This is a genomic window from Actinomycetota bacterium (genome assembly GCA_028698215.1).
GTDB lineage: Bacteria > Actinomycetota > Humimicrobiia > Humimicrobiales > Humimicrobiaceae > Halolacustris.
This window is the reverse complement of the sequence record JAQVDY010000005.1, coordinates 50,568-70,693: the sequence shown is the minus strand read 5'-3', so window position 1 is coordinate 70,693 and position 20,126 is coordinate 50,568. Positions and strand designations below refer to the sequence as shown.

19 protein-coding genes are annotated in these 20,126 nt (G+C 39.3%); 15 read left to right on the top strand and 4 right to left on the bottom strand.

Features of this window, described 5'->3' with window-relative positions:
* Positions 1-5: 5 nt before the first annotated feature.
* The 10 genes from PHN32_02930 to PHN32_02885 all read left to right on the top strand — a co-directional run bounded on the left by PHN32_02930 (position 6) and on the right by PHN32_02885 (position 8,670).
* On the top strand, positions 6-1,604 hold the full coding sequence (locus PHN32_02930; GenBank protein ID MDD3776544.1) for a CTP synthase: 1,599 nt from the start codon (positions 6-8) through the stop codon (positions 1,602-1,604).
* Between the two features lie 8 nt (positions 1,605-1,612).
* Positions 1,613-2,311 (top strand): DUF1461 domain-containing protein, encoded by a 699-nt coding sequence (locus PHN32_02925; GenBank protein MDD3776543.1) that lies wholly within the window; start codon positions 1,613-1,615, stop codon positions 2,309-2,311.
* Positions 2,287-3,435 (top strand): M20/M25/M40 family metallo-hydrolase, encoded by a 1,149-nt coding sequence (locus PHN32_02920; protein MDD3776542.1) that lies wholly within the window; start codon positions 2,287-2,289, stop codon positions 3,433-3,435. The genes PHN32_02925 and PHN32_02920 overlap by 25 nt, the downstream gene beginning before the upstream one ends.
* Positions 3,436-3,443: 8 nt before the next feature.
* On the top strand, positions 3,444-3,995 hold the full coding sequence (locus PHN32_02915) for an NUDIX hydrolase (protein MDD3776541.1): 552 nt from the start codon (positions 3,444-3,446) through the stop codon (positions 3,993-3,995).
* Positions 3,979-4,875 (top strand): tyrosine recombinase XerD, encoded by an 897-nt coding sequence (locus PHN32_02910; protein MDD3776540.1) that lies wholly within the window; start codon positions 3,979-3,981, stop codon positions 4,873-4,875. Before PHN32_02915 ends, PHN32_02910 begins: the two co-directional genes overlap by 17 nt.
* Positions 4,876-4,983: 108 nt before the next feature.
* Complete coding sequence (locus tag PHN32_02905) at positions 4,984-5,667, top strand: site-2 protease family protein (GenBank protein ID MDD3776539.1); 684 nt, start codon at positions 4,984-4,986, stop codon at positions 5,665-5,667.
* A 27-nt stretch (positions 5,668-5,694) separates the two neighbouring features.
* Positions 5,695-6,678: a tryptophan--tRNA ligase gene (trpS, locus tag PHN32_02900; GenBank protein MDD3776538.1), complete on the top strand. Its 984-nt coding sequence runs from the start codon at positions 5,695-5,697 to the stop codon at positions 6,676-6,678.
* Entirely contained in the window at positions 6,671-7,426 is a 756-nt protein-coding gene (locus PHN32_02895; GenBank protein MDD3776537.1) for a segregation/condensation protein A, read from the top strand. The genes trpS and PHN32_02895 overlap by 8 nt, the downstream gene beginning before the upstream one ends.
* Complete coding sequence (gene scpB, locus PHN32_02890; GenBank protein ID MDD3776536.1) at positions 7,410-7,976, top strand: SMC-Scp complex subunit ScpB; 567 nt, start codon at positions 7,410-7,412, stop codon at positions 7,974-7,976. The genes PHN32_02895 and scpB overlap by 17 nt, the downstream gene beginning before the upstream one ends.
* Positions 7,963-8,670: a pseudouridine synthase gene (locus PHN32_02885; protein ID MDD3776535.1), complete on the top strand. Its 708-nt coding sequence runs from the start codon at positions 7,963-7,965 to the stop codon at positions 8,668-8,670. Before scpB ends, PHN32_02885 begins: the two co-directional genes overlap by 14 nt.
* Before the next feature lie 12 nt (positions 8,671-8,682).
* Here PHN32_02885 and PHN32_02880 read toward each other — a convergent pair whose 3' ends face one another.
* The 4 genes from PHN32_02880 to PHN32_02865 all read right to left on the bottom strand — a co-directional run bounded on the left by PHN32_02880 (position 8,683) and on the right by PHN32_02865 (position 13,150).
* Positions 8,683-10,104 carry an FAD-binding oxidoreductase gene (locus PHN32_02880; protein MDD3776534.1) on the bottom strand — a complete coding sequence of 474 codons (1,422 nt, stop codon included), beginning with the start codon at positions 10,102-10,104 and terminating at the stop codon, positions 8,683-8,685.
* 11 nt (positions 10,105-10,115) lie between these two features.
* Complete coding sequence (locus PHN32_02875) at positions 10,116-11,339, bottom strand: FAD-binding protein (GenBank protein ID MDD3776533.1); 1,224 nt, start codon at positions 11,337-11,339, stop codon at positions 10,116-10,118.
* A 12-nt stretch (positions 11,340-11,351) separates the two neighbouring features.
* On the bottom strand, positions 11,352-12,140 hold the full coding sequence (locus PHN32_02870) for an electron transfer flavoprotein subunit beta/FixA family protein (protein MDD3776532.1): 789 nt from the start codon (positions 12,138-12,140) through the stop codon (positions 11,352-11,354).
* Positions 12,141-12,286: 146 nt separating this feature from the next.
* Positions 12,287-13,150 (bottom strand): DegV family protein, encoded by an 864-nt coding sequence (locus tag PHN32_02865; GenBank protein MDD3776531.1) that lies wholly within the window; start codon positions 13,148-13,150, stop codon positions 12,287-12,289.
* A gap of 114 nt (positions 13,151-13,264) precedes the next feature.
* On the opposite strand from PHN32_02865, the gene PHN32_02860 reads away from it, so the two are divergent.
* The 5 genes from PHN32_02860 to PHN32_02840 all read left to right on the top strand — a co-directional run bounded on the left by PHN32_02860 (position 13,265) and on the right by PHN32_02840 (position 20,082).
* A complete protein-coding gene (locus PHN32_02860) occupies positions 13,265-14,056 on the top strand; it encodes an HAD family hydrolase (protein MDD3776530.1) in 792 nt (263 codons plus the stop codon).
* A gap of 136 nt (positions 14,057-14,192) precedes the next feature.
* Positions 14,193-16,025 carry a transketolase gene (locus PHN32_02855; protein MDD3776529.1) on the top strand — a complete coding sequence of 611 codons (1,833 nt, stop codon included), beginning with the start codon at positions 14,193-14,195 and terminating at the stop codon, positions 16,023-16,025.
* Positions 16,026-16,133: 108 nt separating this feature from the next.
* Positions 16,134-17,207 (top strand): ribonuclease H-like domain-containing protein, encoded by a 1,074-nt coding sequence (locus PHN32_02850; protein ID MDD3776528.1) that lies wholly within the window; start codon positions 16,134-16,136, stop codon positions 17,205-17,207.
* Positions 17,192-19,447 carry a DEAD/DEAH box helicase gene (locus tag PHN32_02845; GenBank protein ID MDD3776527.1) on the top strand — a complete coding sequence of 752 codons (2,256 nt, stop codon included), beginning with the start codon at positions 17,192-17,194 and terminating at the stop codon, positions 19,445-19,447. The genes PHN32_02850 and PHN32_02845 overlap by 16 nt, the downstream gene beginning before the upstream one ends.
* A 71-nt stretch (positions 19,448-19,518) precedes the next feature.
* The gene (locus PHN32_02840) at positions 19,519-20,082 is read left to right on the top strand and encodes a zinc-ribbon domain-containing protein (GenBank protein MDD3776526.1); all 564 of its coding nucleotides are present in this window, start codon (positions 19,519-19,521) and stop codon (positions 20,080-20,082) included.
* Positions 20,083-20,126 lie beyond the last annotated feature (44 nt).

Genomic DNA, 20,126 nt, shown 5'->3' with positions numbered 1-20,126 from the left:
TTAAATTGGATACTAAATTTATATTCGTTACAGGTGGTGTACTTTCTTCATTGGGCAAGGGTATTTGTGCCGCTTCTTTGGGTAGACTACTCAAATCAAGGGGATATAGTGTAACCATTCAAAAATTTGACCCTTATATAAACATAGATCCCGGCACCATGAACCCCATACAGCACGGGGAGGTTTTTGTTACCGAAGACGGTGGTGAAACTGACTTGGATCTGGGCCATTATGAAAGGTTTATTGATGAAGAATTATCCAAATACAATAATTTTACATCGGGTAAAATTTATAAGGCGGTAATAGATAATGAAAGGCAGGGGTTATATTTAGGTTCAACTGTTCAGGTAATCCCCCATATAACTGACCAGATTAAAGCCAGCATAAAAAAAACCTTGGAAAAACGTAAAGTAGATATAGTTATTACTGAAATAGGGGGAACAGTAGGGGATATTGAAAGCCTTCCTTTTTTGGAAGCTATAAGGCAAATTAAAAAAGATGTGGGCCGAAATAATGTACTGTATCTTCACGTGACCTATGTACCTTATCTAAAAACAACCGAGGAACTTAAAACCAAGCCTACCCAGCATAGCGTTAAAGAACTTAGAAGCATTGGAATTCAGCCTGATATCATAATATGCCGCAGCGAGATAGCCCTAGATGACCATCTTAAAGCTAAAATCGGGCTTTTCTGCGATATTGAAAAGGAAGCTACCATCAATGCTCCAGACGCCCGGCATATATATGAAGTCCCTTTAATGCTGCAAAAAGAAAAACTGGATACCATTGTATTGGAAAAACTGGGTCTAGCTCAGCGCCGGTCCAATCTCTCCCAGTGGAAGCAGATGGTAAACCGTATTCATCATCTCCAAGGTAAGGTAACAATCGGAATGGTGGGTAAATATACCAGTCTAAAAGATGCTTATTTGAGTATCGTGGAAGCTTTGAGCCATAGCGGCTATTATTACAAGAAAAAAGTTGAAATAATTTGGATAAATTCAGAACAGCTTAACTCCAAAGTTCTAAACCAGGTTGATGGTATTTTGGTACCGGGAGGCTTCGGGCTAAGGGGCATAGATGGCAAAATTAATGCTATCACTTTCGCTAGGGAAAACAAGGTACCGTATTTGGGAATTTGCCTGGGAATGCAATGCGCTGTTACTGAATTTGCCCGCAATAAACTAGGCTTATCTGATGCCAATAGTACAGAGTTTGATTCTGGTACTGCTCATCCTGTAATTGATTTAATGGTTGACCAAAAAGGGTTATCGGCCAAGGGCGGAACTATGAGGTTGGGTAAATATCCTTGCCGCTTACACCCTGGCTCTTTGGCCTATCAAGCTTATGGAATGGATTTGATATTTGAAAGACATAGGCATCGATATGAACTTAATAATCAATACCGCGATGATTTAGCAGAGGCGGGAATGATTATATCGGGAATAAATCCTGACCAGGACCTGGTAGAAATAGTGGAGTTAAGGGACCATCCCTGGTTTGTAGCGGTCCAATTTCATCCTGAATTTAAATCCAGGCCAGACCGGCCACATCCCTTATTCAGGGATTTCATTGGCGCAGCCTTAAAATATGCAAAAAATAAGTAATCAATTAAATGAAAAACCCTGCAGTACAAAAAACCTTAATGGCCCTGGCCGCCATAACCCTGGTGGTTATTATACTTTTGGCCCCCTTGTCCTTTTATCTATATAATGAAAATAATTATATGCAGCTTTACCGTCAAAATGGGGTCACTTCACGGTTAAATTTAAATGATCTGGAATATATTACACAAAACCTTATTGAATTTTTTCAAAATAGGGCAAAGATAGAAGTATATGATCCACAGGGAGAAACTGGGCCATTTACCCTGGACGAAATAAGCCATTTAGAAGATGTTAGAATATTGATTAACTGGTTACTGTTTGCTTTTTACCTGTCTTTGGCCCTTTTTATAATTACTATAATATTATTGTTACATAAACCCTGGGTTATCTTCGCACGGTCAATAGGCATTATACTCCTCTCAGGTGCCTGCCTGATCCTGATACTGCTGGCTCTGCTATTGTTGTTCAGCCAAAACTTTGTAGTTTTATTTGAGAATTTTCACCAGGTATTTTTCCCCCAGGGCAACTATATCTTCCCCGAAGATTCTTTACTTATAACCCTTTTTCCTTTAGGGTTTTTTAACCAATACTTTTTTAAATTGCTGTCTGCCAGTGGATTTTTATGGTTGATTGCCCTGGGCGGGGGAATAATTTTAATAAATTCAGAAAGAATAGGAAGATTATGGAAGAAAAAAGCAGTGAGTTGATAAATAAAAAAAGATTATTGGATAATTTTTTTAAATTATTATCCATAAAAAGCCCAACTAGAAATGAAAGGGAAATAGTAGATTATGTAGCTGCAATATTTAAGAATTGGGGTTTGAAAGTCCAGATAGACGACAGCGGCAAAAATTTCGGGAGCAATTCTGGTAATATAACTGCCTTGTTTTCCAACTCCAACCATTCTGGAGGCCAGCCTATTTTCCTTAATGCCCATCTGGATACGGTCGAGCTTAACGGAAATGTTGAACCGGTGCTGGTGGAAGGGAAGATTAAAAATAAAAATAGGGATTGTATCCTGGGCGGGGATGACAAGGTTGCTGTAGCAGCCGTTATGGAAGCACTGCAGGTAATAATGGATAATCAAATTCCTACTCCGGATATTTATATTTTGTTTACCATATCAGAAGAATGCGGAATTTTTGGTTCAAAATATATAGACTTGGAAGCAGTACCTGCAAAATACGGGTTTACTTTTGATGCAGACGGGGATATCGGTACCATTATCACCCAGGCACCTTACCAGAATTCCTTCTATCTTGATTTCCTGGGTAAGGCAGCACATGCAGGATTGGAGCCGGAAAAGGGTATAAATGCCATAGAGATGTCATCTAATTTTGTACAAATGTCCAATTGGGGCAGACTGGATAAAGAAAGCACCGCAAATGCCGGTATAATTAAGGGAGGGACTGCTAAAAATATTGTGCCTCATAAAGTATATATGGAGATGGAAGCCAGGAGCCTCAGCCTGGAAAAGCTCAACCAGATAACAGATGCCTTTTTAGCCAATGCCCAAACCGTTGAAAAAAAATATAAAGGTAAGGTAAACATAAAAGTAGATAGGGAATATGATGGTTTCAATATTGCCCATAATGATGTTCCTTTGCTGATTGCTAAGCAGGCTATCGGCAATTTAGGCATTAAGCCCCGCTTAAAATCTACAGGCGGGGGAAGTGATGTCAATATTATAAACTCCAGGGGTAAAAAAGCAGTAAACCTTTCTGCAGGTATGGAAAAAGTGCACACCTGCCAGGAATTTGTAAAAATGGACCAATTAATACTTCTGGCGGCATTAGTAGTAGAAATTTGCAAAACCAGCATTAATGTTTAGGAGATGGTATGGATCAACAGCTGTATGAGAAAAAGATTAGTTCTAAAAAAATCTTTAAGGGTAAAATTCTTGGATTATATTTGGATCAGGTCCAGTTGCCTAATAAAAAAATAGCTTCCCGGGAAAAGGTTACTCATCCGGGGGCAGTGGCAATAGTGCCTGTTGATAATTTGCGGCAGGTATACCTGGTAAAACAATTCAGGTATCCTCCCCATCAAACTTTAATTGAAATCCCTGCCGGTAAACTGGATAAGGGTGAAGACCCTGTAAATTGCGCCAGGAGGGAACTTAAAGAGGAGGTAGGGGCAGAAGACAGTCAATTAGTTAAGCTGACTTCCTTCTATACCACCCCCGGCTTCTGTGATGAGCTTTTACACATGTATCTTGCCTCAGGCTTTAAGGTTTCAAATAACAACTTAGACGAAGATGAGTTTCTTCATATATTAAAATTTAAACTTGATGATGCTATTTCTATGATTAAAACAGGCGAAATACAGGATGCAAAAACTATTATTGGATTAATGCTGGCCAGGGATTACCTAAATGAACATCAAACCTGAGAATTTTAAGCAGGATATTCAAAATTTTTTAGATTATATAAGATTTGAAAGAATGCTTAGTGCTAATACCCAGCTTTCTTACCAAAGAGACCTGCGTAGATATTCTGATTTTTTGAATCAGGAAGGACTAAATCATCTAGACTTAAACGACCAGGATATAATCAATTTTTTAAAATATCTTCGCCTGCATTATGAATCCAACTCCATATCCCGGATTCTATCTTCTATTAGAGGTTTTTATAGGTTTTTGGCCAGGGAGCAGAAAATAAATGTTAACCCTTTTGCTGATACCAGTAATCCCAAACTTCCCCGCAGGCTGGTAGATGTCCTGAGCGAATCCGAGGTGGACCTATTTTTGAGCCAGGTAGCCAAAAAATTAAAACAAAGAGACATAGCCATGTTTGAACTGCTTTATTCCTGCGGTTTAAGAGCCAGCGAGCTAGTGGGCCTGAAGCTAAAAAATATTGATTTTGAAGAAAATTTATTAGTGCTTATTGGTAAAGGAAATAAGGAAAGAATTACCCCCATAGGCCAGAAAGCTGTCGATTCCCTGATTACCTATGTTAATGAGGAAAGACGCGTAATAGCCCAGTATGGGCAGGAATTTGTTTTCTTAAATAAATTTGGCAAACAGATATCCAGGCAATCTTTATGGAAAATTATGAAAAAATATGGAAAGCTGGCTGGTATAAAAAAGAAGCTTTATCCCCATATCCTAAGACATAGTTTTGCGACCCATATGCTGGAAAGGGGCGCTGATCTCAGGACGGTCCAGGAATTGCTGGGACACAGCAGCATATCTACTACTGAAATTTATACCACTGTTACCAAAACTCATTTAAAAAAAATATATTTCAAGTACCATCCCCGGGAAAAATAGTTTGGTTTACATAGGGTTTTAATATTTGCAAATTTGCGATATTTTGTTAAGGTATAAGGTCATAATCTAAAAGATAGGATTATTATCTTAAAAAAACGGCAGTAAATTATGGAAAATTTATTTAATACTTTTATAGATTTTTTAAAAGATATAGTAACTTGGGCTCCCGGCCTTATTTTGGGAGTTACCCTTCATGAATATGCACATGGCTATATTGCTTACCGGCAGGGAGACCCTACCGCAAAAAACATGGGTAGGCTCACCCTTAATCCCTTGGCCCATATTGATATTTTTGGAACTATTTTACTGCCCATACTGCTTATACTGCTCCGTTCCGGAATAGTATTTGGCTATGCAAAACCAGTCCCCATAAACACCTATTATTTTAAAAATTTCAGAAGGGGGATTAGATATACCTCGCTGGCAGGAATAGTAACCAACCTGCTATTAGCTTTTATCATGGGCTCTATTTTTGGTTTATATGTTTTTTTTACCAGGAATTATTATTCCAATACTATCATGTTTATTGCTGATATTTTTAAGAATACTATTTATATTAATATATTTTTAGCGATATTTAACCTCATACCCATACCACCTTTGGATGGCTCCAAGGTGCTGGCTTCCTTTTTGCCTGACAGTGCCATGTATAAATATTTGAGCTTGGGAAGATTTGGTTTTATATTTATCTTTGTAATACTTTTTTTAGGAAGAACCTTTTTGTGGAATATTATTTCTCCAGCAATAAGATTTATTTATAATATCTGCCTTTGGTGGCAATATTTATTATAGAAATGCTAGTTCTTTAAAGGATTAAAAATGGAAAAAGTAAAAATGCTAACCGGTTTCAGGCCAACAGGTAAACTTCACCTGGGGCATTTACATGGTAATATCATGAATATGATAAAACACCAGCATGAATATGAAAACTTCTTTTTTTTAGTGGATTGGCATGCATTGTCTACTGAGTACCAGAATCCGGTTAATATTAAAAAGAATTTATTGGATTGTGTGATTGATTTGATTGCACTGGGAGTGGATCCAAAGCTAACTCATCTATACCGTCAATCTGATATACCTGAAATTACCGAACTTACCCTTTATTTTTCCATGATTACTCCCTTAAGCTGGCTGGAAAGATGCCCCACCTATAAAGAACAGATTAACCAGCTCAAATCAAAGGACCTGTCTACCTTGGGCTTTCTTTCTTATCCAGTGATTATGGCTGCAGATATTTTAATAGTTAATGCCAATATTGTCCCCGTAGGGGAGGACCAGCTGCCCCATCTGGAAATTACCAGAGAAATAGCCCGGAGATTCAATTATCTTTATGGCCAGTATTTCAATGAACCACAGGAGTTGCTTTCACAATCCACCAGGGTTCCTGGCACTGACGGGCGGAAAATGTCTAAAAGCTATGGTAACGCTATCTACCTTACCGATGACCATGAAACCATAACCAAAAAAGTAAAAATGATGATTACCGACCCTCAAAGGATAAAGCTAAAGGATCCAGGTCATCCTGAAGTCTGTAATGTTTTTACTTTCTACAATATTTATAAGAAACAGGATATAAAAAATATTGAACACAGGTGCAGGAATGCAGATATTGGCTGCACTGCCTGTAAATCTGAACTGGCAGATATAATATATGAATCACTAAAGGATTTTCAAGGCAGGAGGCAAGAACTGGAAAAAGATCCCCAAAGTATCTACAAGATACTGGAGGAAGGTAAAAACCAGGTCAGAAAAATTTCTAAATTAACTATAAAACAGGTAAGGGAAAAGATAGGAATTGACTGATAATCCCCATCAATACATAGTTTCTTATCAAAACCAGACAGGTCCCATTAAATTCCTGCTTGAATTGGTCCAATCCAAGAAAGCTGATATTTACAACATAAGCATAAATGACATTATCGCCGGTTTTATGGATTTTATTAACCGTTATGAAAGCGTAGCCATTGATACCATTTCCAGCTTTATTTATACGGCTTCCGTGCTGCTGGAAATTAAATCAAGGTCACTGCTTCCCTCCAAGAATGTGCAGGTTGAACAACAGCAGGAAATCAGCCAGGAGATTTTAAGGTTAAGGGAACAGGAGTATAAAATATTTAAAAAAATAGCTTTATACTTGGAAAAATCTCTGGAAACAGAGGAATTGTTCTTTGTAAGGGAAGCAGCTGTAGAAAAGCAGTTTTTAGATATTATGCCCAATTTTTTGGAGGGTATAAATAAATTTGATATAGCCCTGCTAGCTAGAAATATGCTAAAAGGTGAACCGGTACAGCTGGGGTTTGATATAGCTTATAATCATCGCAATATAAGGTCTATCTATGATGAAATGGAAAGGATTAAAACTAATTTAAGCCAAAAAGAAGAGGTCACATTTAAGCAGCTGACCTTAGATTTTAAAGAAGTGCTGGATATCATTATTTGTTTTTTATCCATACTTGAGCTTTACAAGAATGAACAGATAGAAATTATACAATTTGAAAATTTTGGCAATATAATTATAAAGAGAACCAAAAAAAATGAACCAAAAAATTAATAAAAAATTTAACTTGCTGGATTCAGACGGCGTTTTAGTTAAGGCTTGTATTGAAGGCATGTTGTTTATCTCCGAACAGCCGGTGAAAGTAAAAGATATTTCAGATTCTTTAGGATTAGAGCCTAAAGATGTGCAAAAGATCATTGAAAACCTTAAGGAGGAATATGTTGATTCCTGCCGCGGTTTTATAATTAGGAAAGTAGCCGGTGGGTTTCGCTTCTACTCCAATCCTGCCATCAGCGAACATATAAAGGATTTTGTAAAATCCAATATCAGGTCCCATCTTTCCCAGGCTGCTTTAGAAACCCTTGCCATTACCGCTTATAAGCAGCCAGTAACCAGGACCCAGATTGCTGAGATTAGGGGAGTAAGGACCGATAGTGTAGTTTTAACCCTGGTAGAAAAAGGGCTGTTAAAAGAAGCTGGAAGATTAAAAGAGCCTGGAAACCCTATTATTTACAACACCACTGAAAAATTTTTGGAATTATTAGGTATTGATAATTTAAATCAATTACCACCCTTGGAACAGATTGAAAGTGAACAAGATTAGAATTTCTAAATACCTGGCAGATTGTGGTTTAGGCTCCAGAAGAAAATGTGAAAACCTGGTGCTGGAAGGAAAAGTTACTGTAAATGGCGACCCGGTAAAGGAACTTTTTTATAAGGTCAGCAGCCAAGACCAGGTTCTGTTGGAAGGCAAACCGGTAAATCCTGAACCTAAAATAGTGATTGCTTTAAATAAGCCTGCAGGTTATCTTTCCACAGTCAAAGATGATTTTAACCGCAAAAAGGTAACAGATTTACTGGATAATGATTTAAGGTTGTATCCCGTAGGCAGGCTGGACTACAATTCCAGGGGACTTTTAATAATGACTAATAACGGCTACTTGGCCTACCGCATTACCCATCCTAAATTTAATATCCCTAAAACCTATAAGGTTAAGGTCAAAGGCCTTTTAAGCAAGAAGGATTTAAACAAAATAGATAAAGGCATAAGCATAGAAGATAGGGAAGTGGCAATAGTATCTACCCGGGTAACCCAAAGCAGTTTACAATCTTCCGAGCTAATGCTCGCTTTGGTGGAAGGAAGAAAAAGAATAATAAGAAGGGTATTTAAAAAACTAGGCTACCAGCTGTTGGATTTACAGAGGACCAAAATTGGTAGCTTTTGTTTAGGGGACTTACCGGAAGGCAAATATAAGGTGCTAAACACCCGGCAAATCAACCAGCTTACCTCTGTCTAAATCCCCTAGATTTTATTGACAGACTTTTCCCGGATTAAGTATGTTGTTGGGATCAAATACTCTCTTTATATTATTCATGATTTCCATATATTGATGGCCGTACTGGTTCTCCAGGTAAGATTTCTTGGCATAACCTATTCCATGCTCACCGGATACCAAGCCTTTCAGTTCAATGGCTTTGTTATACATCAAGTTAAAAGCAGCCTCTAGCTTGCCCTGCCATTCGCTTTCTGAAAGATTATCCCTTAATACGTAAACATGGAGGTTGCCGTCTCCGGCATGTCCGAAACTTCTGATCCTTATATCTACTTCTTCTTCTATATGATCCAGGTAATCAACAAATTCAGCTATCTTGGTCCGGGGTAATACCACATCGCATTCATCCATTTCCGTAGTAGAAGCCTTAACTGCTTCCAGCAATGTGCTTCGAGCCGACCAAACCATTTCCTTTCTCTCATCCGTATCTACTATATAGGCATCAAAGGCACCATTTTCTATGCAGGCTTTAGCTACTTTTTCATATTCTTTTTCAATTTCTTCCTTGCTGTTGCCGTCAAAGGTGAACAAAAGGTAAGAAGCTGCCCCGGTGTTGTCCGGAATACTTTTGCCCAGGTATTCCTCAGCTGATTTTAATACCTCTTTCTGCATAAATTCTATAGCTGTGGGCACTATTTTCAGCTTTAAAATTTTGGGTACTGCTGCAATCGCACTGTCTAGATCAGGGAAGGGCACCAATAGGCTTATAGATTTCTTGGGAAGGGGAATTAATTTCAAAATAGCCTTGGTAATTATACCCAATGTGCCTTCAGATCCGCAAAATAGGTCCTTTAAGCTGTATCCTGAACAGTTTTTAACTACCTTGCCTCCCAGGTTGAATATCTCTCCTGTAGGCAATACCACTTCCAGACCCAGCACATAATCCCGGGTAACTCCATATTTTAAAGCCCTCATCCCCCCGGCATTAGTACTTATATTGCCTCCGATGGTAGCAGATTTTTCACCAGGATCTGGAGGATAGAAAAGATCTCTTTCTTCTACATACTTGGCTATATCCATCAATAGGGCCCCTGCTTCCACCGTAAGTGCCAGGTTTTCCTCATCCAAGCTTATGATTTTATCCATCTTGGTTATATTTATAAGTATACCTCCAAAAATAGGGACTGCACCGCCTACCAGGCCTGTTCCTGAACCCCTGACTACTACCGGTATTTTTTGCTCATGGGCATACTTCATTATTGCTGAAATCTGTTCAGTACTGTGAACTTCTACTAAAACTTCCGGCATCTGGCTTATGCTGAATAATTCATCGTGGCAGAAATCTTCATGTATATCTTCACCCAAATATATATTATCCCTGCCTACTACAGCAGCCAGGTAGTCTACATCCTTAAGGTCAATCTTTTTGTAATCATTATCTATTAATACTTTTTTCATATCATTACTCCTTATCTTACTCCAACACACTCTTTGACATCAGTTCCTTTATGTTTTTTAATCTCTGCAATCAGCAGGGGGACTACCTCGAAAATATCACCTACAATGCTGTAATTGGCCACATTGAATATAGGCGCCTGCGGATCTTTGTTTACAGCAAAAATATGTTCAGAGCCGCTCATTCCCGCTATAAATTGTACTGCACCTGATATTCCCAAGGTAATAATCAGCTTTGGCTTAACGGTTCTTCCGCTTAATCCAATTTGTTTTTGTGGCTCTATCAAGCCGCTCTCTATAAGAGGCCTGGTTCCTGCGATTTGTGCTCCCAACAACTGGGCCAGCTCTTTTATTAAGTCCATCTGTTTATTGTCTTTTACAGCTTTGCCTACCGCAATAATTGTATCTGCATCAGAGATATTTTCTTCCAATTCTTTTTCCGTAATGTTTAATACTTCAATCCCGGATTTAAAGTTAAGTTTGCTAATATCGATATGGGTGATTTTTCCTCCCTGGTCTCCGCATCTGGGTGCAGCATCCATAACCTTATATCTTACCGTGGCAAATTGAGGCCTGGAATTAGGGGTAACAATCTTAGCCATTATATTGCCCCCGAATGCTGGCCTGATTTGAATCAGGTCTGTGTTTTGCTTAATATCCAGAACCGTGCAATCCGCAGTAAGGCCTGTCCTGAACCTACCCGCAACCCTGGGAGCCAGTGACCGGCCAATAGTGGTGGCCCCTACCAGTATCACAGAAGGTCTCTGCTGCTTTATATGGTGTTCAAAGGCCAATGTATAGGGCTCTATGCGGAAATCCTTGAGATGCTGGTCGTCATATACAAATACCTGGTTTACTCCATATTCTAACAATTGGCTGGCCTGGTCCGTAATATGGTGGCCAATGAACAGGCAATTCACCTTATAACCAACTTTCTGGGCCAGCTCTTTTGCTTTTCCTATTAGCTCATAGGTGACCGGGTGTATTTGTCCATCAATATGATCAACATATACAGTTATATCTTTCCATTGGCTTTTATCAACCGTTGGCTTCTTATCTTCAATAAATTCTATGACTCCCTTAGGACCTTTTTTAACGCAAATCTTGCACATTTTACAACCGGAGTCTATTTCCAGCTGGCCATTTTTTAGGCTGATGCTGCCAAAGGGGCATATATCTATTAATTTTTCAGCAGTTTGTTTATTTACTTTTTCCTGGTTTATTTTTAATCTTCCCATCAGCTACACCTCTTATATATACTTTAATTCTTTAAGTTTTTCAGCAATCCTTATGGCTGTTTCTTCCGGATTTCCTTTCCATTTTTCCTGGCTGTTATCTTCTGGAGGTGGAAATACCTTTTCTACCTGGGTAGGGGAGCCATTCAGCCCATACCTGCCGGTATCCTGGTCCTTGAAATCTCTTAAGCCCAGTATCTTTATCTCTTTATCCCGGGTGGAAACTTTTTTCTTAAAAGAGGGGAGGCGGGGCTCAAATATGTCTTTTTCTACGGTTATAAGGCAGGGATAACTAATCCTGGCCACTTCTATGGTGTTAGGCATATCCATTTCTACTACCATATTGTCATCCCTTATTTCTAAAATATTTAAAACATTAGCTATATGGGGTATCTGTAAAAATTCTGCTATTTCCGGTCCTACCTGGGCAGTATCACCATCTGTAGTTTGCTTACCGCAAATAATTAAATGGTAGGGTTTAAGTTTCTCTATACCCTGGGAAAGGGTATAGGAAGTGGCTAATACGTCTGCCCCGGCAAAACTTTTATCTGAAAGCAAAATCCCTTCATCGGCTCCCATCATGTATGCTTCCTTGATTACATCCGTAGCCTGGGGAGGGCCCATACTTATGACTTTTATGGTACCGCCTTTTTCTTCTTTTATCCTTATGGCCGTTTCCAGGGCAAATAAATCATAGGGGTTCATCTTGGTATCAATACCACTACGAATAAGCACACCGGTTTTGGGATCTATCTTCACTTTCGAGGTCCCTGGAACCTGTTTTATGCACACCACTATATCCATGTAAACTCCTTTGTGGAACAAATTATTTAAAGAGGAATGTTACCATATTTAAAATAGTTAAACAATATTTTAAAAATTAGGGTAACCAAACTTTAGTGGGTTTTTAAGGGGATAATTTTTTATTAAAAATATGGTTTAAAATAATATTAATAGTAAACAGGACTATAGGCTACACCCCAGATACCGGGGCCTGTGTGAGCACTTATTACCGTTGTAACCTCTGATAGGATTATCTCTTCTATATTAGCTTCAGTTTTAATTTGATCAAACCTTTGCTGCAGTTCTAGGGCTGGTTCTATCTGGTTTCCATAAAATATGCCTATCCGCCACTTTTTCGTTTTATCAATACTGGCCATGGTCTGTTTATATAATTGCATAATAGCTTTGGTTTTGCTTTTAGAAAAACTTTTCAAATATATTTTCCCCGCCAAATTTACAGAAACCACTGGCTTAAAAATTAAGGCCTTGCTTAAAAATCGGCCCAAAAAAGGAGTCCTGCCGCTTCTAAACACATATTTGAAATTCTCAATAGCGGCATAAAAACTGGTTTCAGCAATCAAACCGGCCATTATTGACTTCAGCTCAGGCTCAGGCAGCCCTGCCTGGGCTAGTCTGGCTATCTCAGTAACTATTAAACCCATGCTGATAGTGGTATTCTTAGAATCTATAACCTCTATTAGCTCATCCTTAAAATTCCTTTTGGCAACCAGGGCTGAATTAAGGGTGCTGGATAGTTTTGAGCTTAAGCATATGGTATAGATTTTTTCTACCTGGTTGCCCAGCAACCTGGCATATTCCTCCAAAAAATCAGCCACAGAAGGGCCGGAGGTGCGAACGATGTGGCCGTCTTCCAGGGCTTGGTATACCTTGTCATTATTTATTTCTTTGCCTTCCTTATAGGCCTGGCCCTCTACATTGATGTACATGGGTAAAATAGTTATCCCCAGCTGGCGGGCAATTTGCGGTGGTATATCTGATGAACTGTCTGTTACTAAGGCAATTTTATTCATATATATTTTTGCCTATTTATATTATTCTAATAGTAACAAATTATTAGAAAATAAAAAGTAGTTATTGGTAAAAATAAATTTTAATTGATATGGTAATAGCTAAAGGACTAAAGCATGATTAAATTAATTGTATCTGATGTGGATGGAACCTTAATCGATGATAAATACAGTATTCCCCAGGTCAACATGGAGGCCCTTAATGAATGCAAAAAAGCAGGCATAAAAGTTATATTGGCTACAGGCAAATTAATCTATTCGCTACTTCCCATAATCAAACCATTAAAATTGGCTATGCCCCAGATTACTGCCGAGGGAGCCACCCTGATAGATTCAAGCCTAAGGGTTCATAAGGCTTTCCACCTGGAGGGAGAAACCTACCTAAAGATTATAGAATTTATAAAAAACAATGGATGCCATCCCTTGGTAACCCTGGAAGATAATATTATGTATTACGATACCCACACCAAGGTGGTTGAATATATAAAACAAACTGGAGAGAAATTAAGCCAGGCTGTAAGCCTGACCACTGATAATTTTAAAAATCATGCAATATCCATAAGCCTGTTATACCAGGATGAGCAATTTGGGCCTGTTATTGAAAAAGAATTTATGGCTGCTCCTGTAAAGATTAACAGACCTTGGAAAACCTTTGTCACTATATTACCAGCACAAGTTTCCAAAGGTAGGGCACTTAAAAGCATTATTGATGGTTTAGGGTTGAACCGGCAGGAAGTAGCTGTTTTTGGAGATAATATTAACGATCTTAGTATGTTTGAGCAGGCAGGCTTAAAAATTGCTGTTAGCAATGCTCATCAAAACCTGGCTGAATCTGCAGATATTATTACAGGGAGCAATCTAGAAGGCGGAGTGGGGAAGGCTATTTATCAATATATATTAAAAAACTAATCATGAAAAAGCTGAGTTTTATAGGCTTGGGCAAGATGGTATTGCAGCAGCAACCCTATGATTAATAAAAAGGTATTATCTGCCTTAAGATATATGTTTGGGGAACATCAATACACCTCCGGGGAGGAGAATAAAAATGAATAATATGGATAAATTACAGGAGATATGTAAACTAATCAGGTATTATATTTTAAAATCAACCACCCTAGCTGGTTCTGGCCACCCCACCTCTTCCTTGTCCGCAGTTGAGCTTACTGCCGGCCTAATGTTTGGAGGTTTTTTCAAATACAGGGTACAGGATCCTGATTTTGCTAATAATGACCGTCTCATTTTTTCCAAAGGCCATGCCAGTCCTTTACTTTATGCCCTGTGGACGGTGGCTGGAGCAATAAAAGAAGAACAGTTGTGGCAATTAAGGCAATTTGAAAGTAACCTGGAAGGCCATCCCACTAAATCCTTTAAATATGGGGAAGCAGCTACCGGCTCCCTGGGCCAGGGCTTAAGCATAGGGGTAGGTATGGCTTTAAATGCTAAATACCTGGATATGCTCCCTTATAAGACTTTTGTGTTGTTGGGAGACAGTGAAATGGCGGAAGGCAGCATTTGGGAAGCAGTTCAGCTGGCCAGCCATTACCATTTGGATAATTTGGTCGGTATTATTGACGTTAACGGGCTGGGCCAAAGCGGATGGACCATGCATGGCCATCAAACTCAGGCTTATACTGATTTGCTAACTTCGTTTGGGTGGCAAACCATACAAATTAACGGGCATAACCTGGAAGAAGTTTTAGGCGCCTATAATGCGGCAATAGATGCCAAAGACAAGCCGGTAATGATTATTGCCAAAACCTCAAAAGGTAAGGGTATTAGTTTTTTGGCCGATAAATTGGGTTGGCACGGCAAGGCCTTAAATGAAAAACAATTAAGGGAAGCACTGTCGGAGCTGGGTGAAATTAAATATAAGATCACTGCAGAGCTTAACCAGCCTGAAGACCTCCAACCCTATCAAGCCAACAAAAATAATGTGCCTGTTATCGCTTTGGACCAAAATAAAATGGCTACCAGGAAAGCATATGGCATAGGATTAGTTAATATATTTCACCGGTTTCCCCATATAGTAGCTCTGGATGGAGAAGTGAGCAACTCTACTTATTCCGAAACTTTTAAAAATCATTATCCTAACCATTATTTTGAAATGTTTATTGCGGAACAAAATATGGTAGGGGTGGCTTTGGGATTAAGCTTGAGGGGCAAAATTCCATTTGTATCATCCTTTGCGGCTTTTCTTACCCGCGCTTTTGACCAGATAAGAATGAGCCAGTATTCTAATTCCAATATTAAATTTATAGGTTCACATGCTGGGGTATCCATCGGGGAAGACGGTCCTTCACAAATGGGACTGGAGGATATTGCCATGTTTAGGACTAATCTAGAAGGTGTGGTGCTTTATCCTAGCGATGCCGTGTCTACCGTAAAACTAATAGAGCAGGCAGCCAGGCATAAAGGTAATGTATATATTAGGACCACCAGAATGGATACTCCCATAATTTATGACCAGGATACAGATTTTATAATTGGCGGCAGCCAGACCGTTAAAAGCAGCCCCCAGGACCAGGTTACGGTATGTGCCGCTGGAATAACCCTGCATCAAGCTGTAAAAGCCTATTACAGTTTAAAAAAAGAGGGTATTGCCATAAGAATAGTAGATGTCTATAGCATAAAGCCAGTGGACTACCCGGCCTTACTGAAAGCGCAACAAGAAACCAAAGCCATAATTACAGTGGAAGACCACTATCGGGAGGGTGGCTTGGGAGAGGCTGTTCTAAGCGCCTTAAGCCAGCATGACGTCCCCATCTACCTAATGGCTGTAGAAAAAATGCCAAAAAGCGGCAACCCTGAACAACTTATGGATTTTGAAGGTATCTCTAGCCAAGCCATAGTGGACCAGGTTAAGAAAATTGTGGAATAGTTAAGGGACTATCATGGTTCATTGATTTATAATAGTATCTTTTTTTATACTATCGGATAAAAAAGTGTTTTTTAATAAAGTTTACCTTATTTTTTAGGGAAGGATTTAATGTACTGCCCTGGTTGTGGTATTAAAATAGATATTATTCAAAATTACTGTCATAGCTGTGGAGCCCTCATATCGGGAAGGACCCGTTATATTGACCGGCTGAGCAAAGCAGCCCAAAACCAGCAGGATATATGGGAGTTTATGCAAAAGCAGGCTAAATACCTGACCCAAAAGCACCAGGGCCAACAAATTAGTGATGTTTTAAAGGGAAACCAGATTAGAACTAGCAAAGGAAACTGTTTTTTAGTAACTGAGTCTAAATCCATGGATTTACATAGATTGGCTGCTGGTCAGGCAGGAGATTTTCTGGGAAAAGATTTAAAACTTATCTATGGCATTGGTTCTATAACTGAATCCCAGCTAAAAAAAGAAGGTTACCGGAGCATGGAAGATTTGGCTTCCCATCCCAGGTTCGGGCATCAAGCCAGGCAGTTCATTGATTCTATGCAAAAAAAAGAACTAGAAAAGCTTAGTAGCCTGATTTCCCGATGGTATTCTTGTTCCCACCCCCATCATCTTCTTCTTTCTTCATTTATAGATTTAAAGGATTTTCTGCTATTGGATATAGAAACTATGGGCTTATATAACATGCCTATTATTTTAATAGGTGTAGGTAAGATTAAAAAAGGCTCTATTACCGTGAAGCAATACCTGGCCAGGGGCCTGGAAGAAGAAGCTGCAGTACTGTACCTGCTTAAACACCATATATCTTCACATACGGCATTTATCACTTTTAATGGACGCATGTTTGATATACCAATGATTAGGCAGCGGCTTTGCTACTATGGCTTGAACCATGACCTGGATAGAATTCATTTGGACCTGTTGCCGCTATGCCGTGGTTTTTGGAAACACAAGTTAGATAGTTTTAGATTAAGCTCACTGGAGCAAAATATACTGGGTATAGGCAGGGATCAAGATTTACCGGGATTTATGGTCCCTCAGTTTTACCAGCGCTATATCCAAACCGGCAATATTGGCACCCTTATTCCAGTAATAAGGCATAACCAGCAGGATATTTTTTCTTTAGGTAAATTATTCTCCTTATTGCAACAAAAATGGAAAAGCTCATAGATATTGTAGAAAAGCTAGGTAATTCTGGTCGTTTTGGCTCCAGGATAGTATACCAGAAAATATTGCCCTGCCAGCCTCCCCGATATGGCAATATAAATGTTGAATCTTCCTGGATTAAACATTATCTGAAAGCTAAAGGCTTAAGGTTATATACCCATCAATGCCAGGCGGTAACTATCCTGCAGCAAGGCAGGAACCTTCTAATTACCACTGCTACTGCTTCCGGAAAAACCCTGGCTTTCAATTTGCCGGTGATAGAAAAATTAAAAAATGATCCTCAGGCCACAGCACTCTACCTTTATCCCACTAAAGCATTAGCCAATGACCAGCTAAAGACAATTTTGGAATTGGAGAAGGACTCCGGCATAGACCTGTCCGCCAGTATTTATGATGGAGATACCAACGGGAGCAAAAAATCCCTTATACTTTCCAGATCCAGGATTATTTTAAGTAATCCTTACCAAATGCACCATAGTTTAAACCAGCATTGGAAGTGGGAAAGGTTCTTTAAGAACTTAAGCTTTATAATACTAGATGAAGCTCACCAGTACCGGGGTGTATTCGGATCCCATATTGCCCTGCTTATCAGAAGGATTAACCGAATTTTAGATTATTACGGGGCTAAACCACAGTTTGTTGTATCTACTGCTACTTTGGCCAATCCGGTTGAATTCAGCACGAAACTCACTGGCAGGGAATTTGAGCTGGTGGAAGAAGACGGCTCCCCTCACGGGGATAAATATTTCTTTCTTTATAATCCATTCACAGCTTACCAGGATATTATGTCCACCCACCAGGAAACAGTAGATCTTTTGATGTATTTGGTTCGCCAAGGCCTACAGGTACTATGTTTTACCTCTTCCCGGAAAATGGCAGAATTGATTGCCAAATGGGCCAAGGATAAATTAAAGGAAAGCGGCAGCCAGCTGGGGCTTAGGATTTCATCCTATAAGGCTGGGTATATGCCTGAGCAGAGAAGAGACATTGAATCATCCATTAAGGATGGAAGCCTATTAGGAGTGGTGTCTACCAATGCCCTGGAGGTAGGTATAGACATCGGTAACCTGGATGCGGTAATCATTTCAGGTTTTCCAGGTACTATTATTTCTACCTGGCAACAGGCGGGAAGGGCAGGGAGGAGAAGCGATCCTTCGCTGGTAGTTATGGTTATGTTTAATAATCCCCTGGACCAATACCTGGCCGGCCATCCTGACTATATTTTCAAAAGCTCTCCCGAGCATGCTGTAATTGACCTGGCCAATACCTATATCAATGCCGGTCAGCTGCTTTGCGCATCAGCAGAACTGCCCTTAAAGGATAAAGATGAGCAGCATTTTGGGTTTAAACTTAAACCATACCTTCAGGATTACGGGCATAGCGGTTTATTAAAAGATACTGTCCATGGCTGGATATACAGCGGGAAAAAGCCCCCCAGCCATATAGTTGACCTGCAAAATTTAGGCCAGCCCTCTTTCAATATCCTAAATGAGGGAAAGGTAATTGAAACCATGAGCCTATCCCAGGCCTATGGTGAAGCTCATCCAGGGGCAGTAATGGTGCATCAGGGTGAAACCTACATAGTCAATAATTTTGATATGGAGCAATTTATAATAGAAATAAAGTCACAACCAGTAGATTATTATACCCGCCCCTTAAAAACCACTGAAATAAATATTATAAATAGCATCAGCCAGCAAAACCTGGGGCTGGTTGAAATTAATTATGGCAGGATATCGGTTAAAGAGACTTATCATGCCTATAAAATTATAAAAGACGATCGAACATTGGCCACCCCGAAGCTAAATCTTCCTCCTGTGGAATTCGATACATTAGGGCTTTGGTTTAATCTACCGGACCACTTAAGAAAAAAATTAGACCATATGGGATTAGATTTCGGGGGAGGAATCCATGGTACAGAACATAGCATGATATCCATAATGCCTCTTCTGGTTATGTGCGACCGCTGGGATATAGGCGGGGTTTCCTATACTTATTATCCCCCCGAAAGACAGCCAGCTATATTTATATATGACGCTTATCCGGGAGGAATAGGCTTGTCGGAAAAAGGTTTTTATGTTTTTGGTTCATGGTCTGGTATGGCTTATGAACTGGTAAGGGATTGCAGCTGCAGCCAGGGATGCCCAGCTTGCGTTTATTCCCCTAAGTGCGGAAATGATAACCAGCCATTAGATAAGCAGGCAGCAGTTGTCATCCTGGAACATATTAGTAGTTTATTTTAAACTTTGTAATTGATATACTGGTTTAAAATTTACCAGATTAAAACATTTTACCATTAGACAGGAGAGCAACCGTGGTTAATAAATGTAAAGAATGCGGCCAGGAACTGCCGGAAAATGCAGAATCGCCTTATTGTGAACAATGTGATGAAATGCTGGATAAGAGATTTGATAAAATTGAAGACGATATATTGGTGTATAAAGACCTTACTCCTGAAGAAATAGAAATACTGAAAAAATTTGACAAGGACAGTATCCTGGAACTCTATGCTAAAACCTATTTGCAGTTTACGAAAGAAGGGCAGATCACTGATAAAGAAGAAAAATTATTAAAAAAATTAAGGGATAATTTTAGCTTAGGCCAGAAGGAGATAGAATCTTCTATCGAATTTGTCCAAAAATTAGGTAAAGAGTTCTGCCCTGACTGCCATGAGCCTATCAAGGATGATTACAATCTATGCCCTTATTGCGGTTACAAGCTTAATCAGGATTTTAAACCTGCTGCCACTGTGCCCGGCACTTCTCCCAATATCCAGGATGCCTGGGGCCCTATGCTTAAAAGCCCTGGCTGCTTAATAATCCTGGGCCTTATACTGGTAGCTATTATAGTTTATTTGATTTATCAAATATTAAAATAAATAGCTTCTGTGTAAGTATAAGAGCAGGCTGAACTTAGGTATAA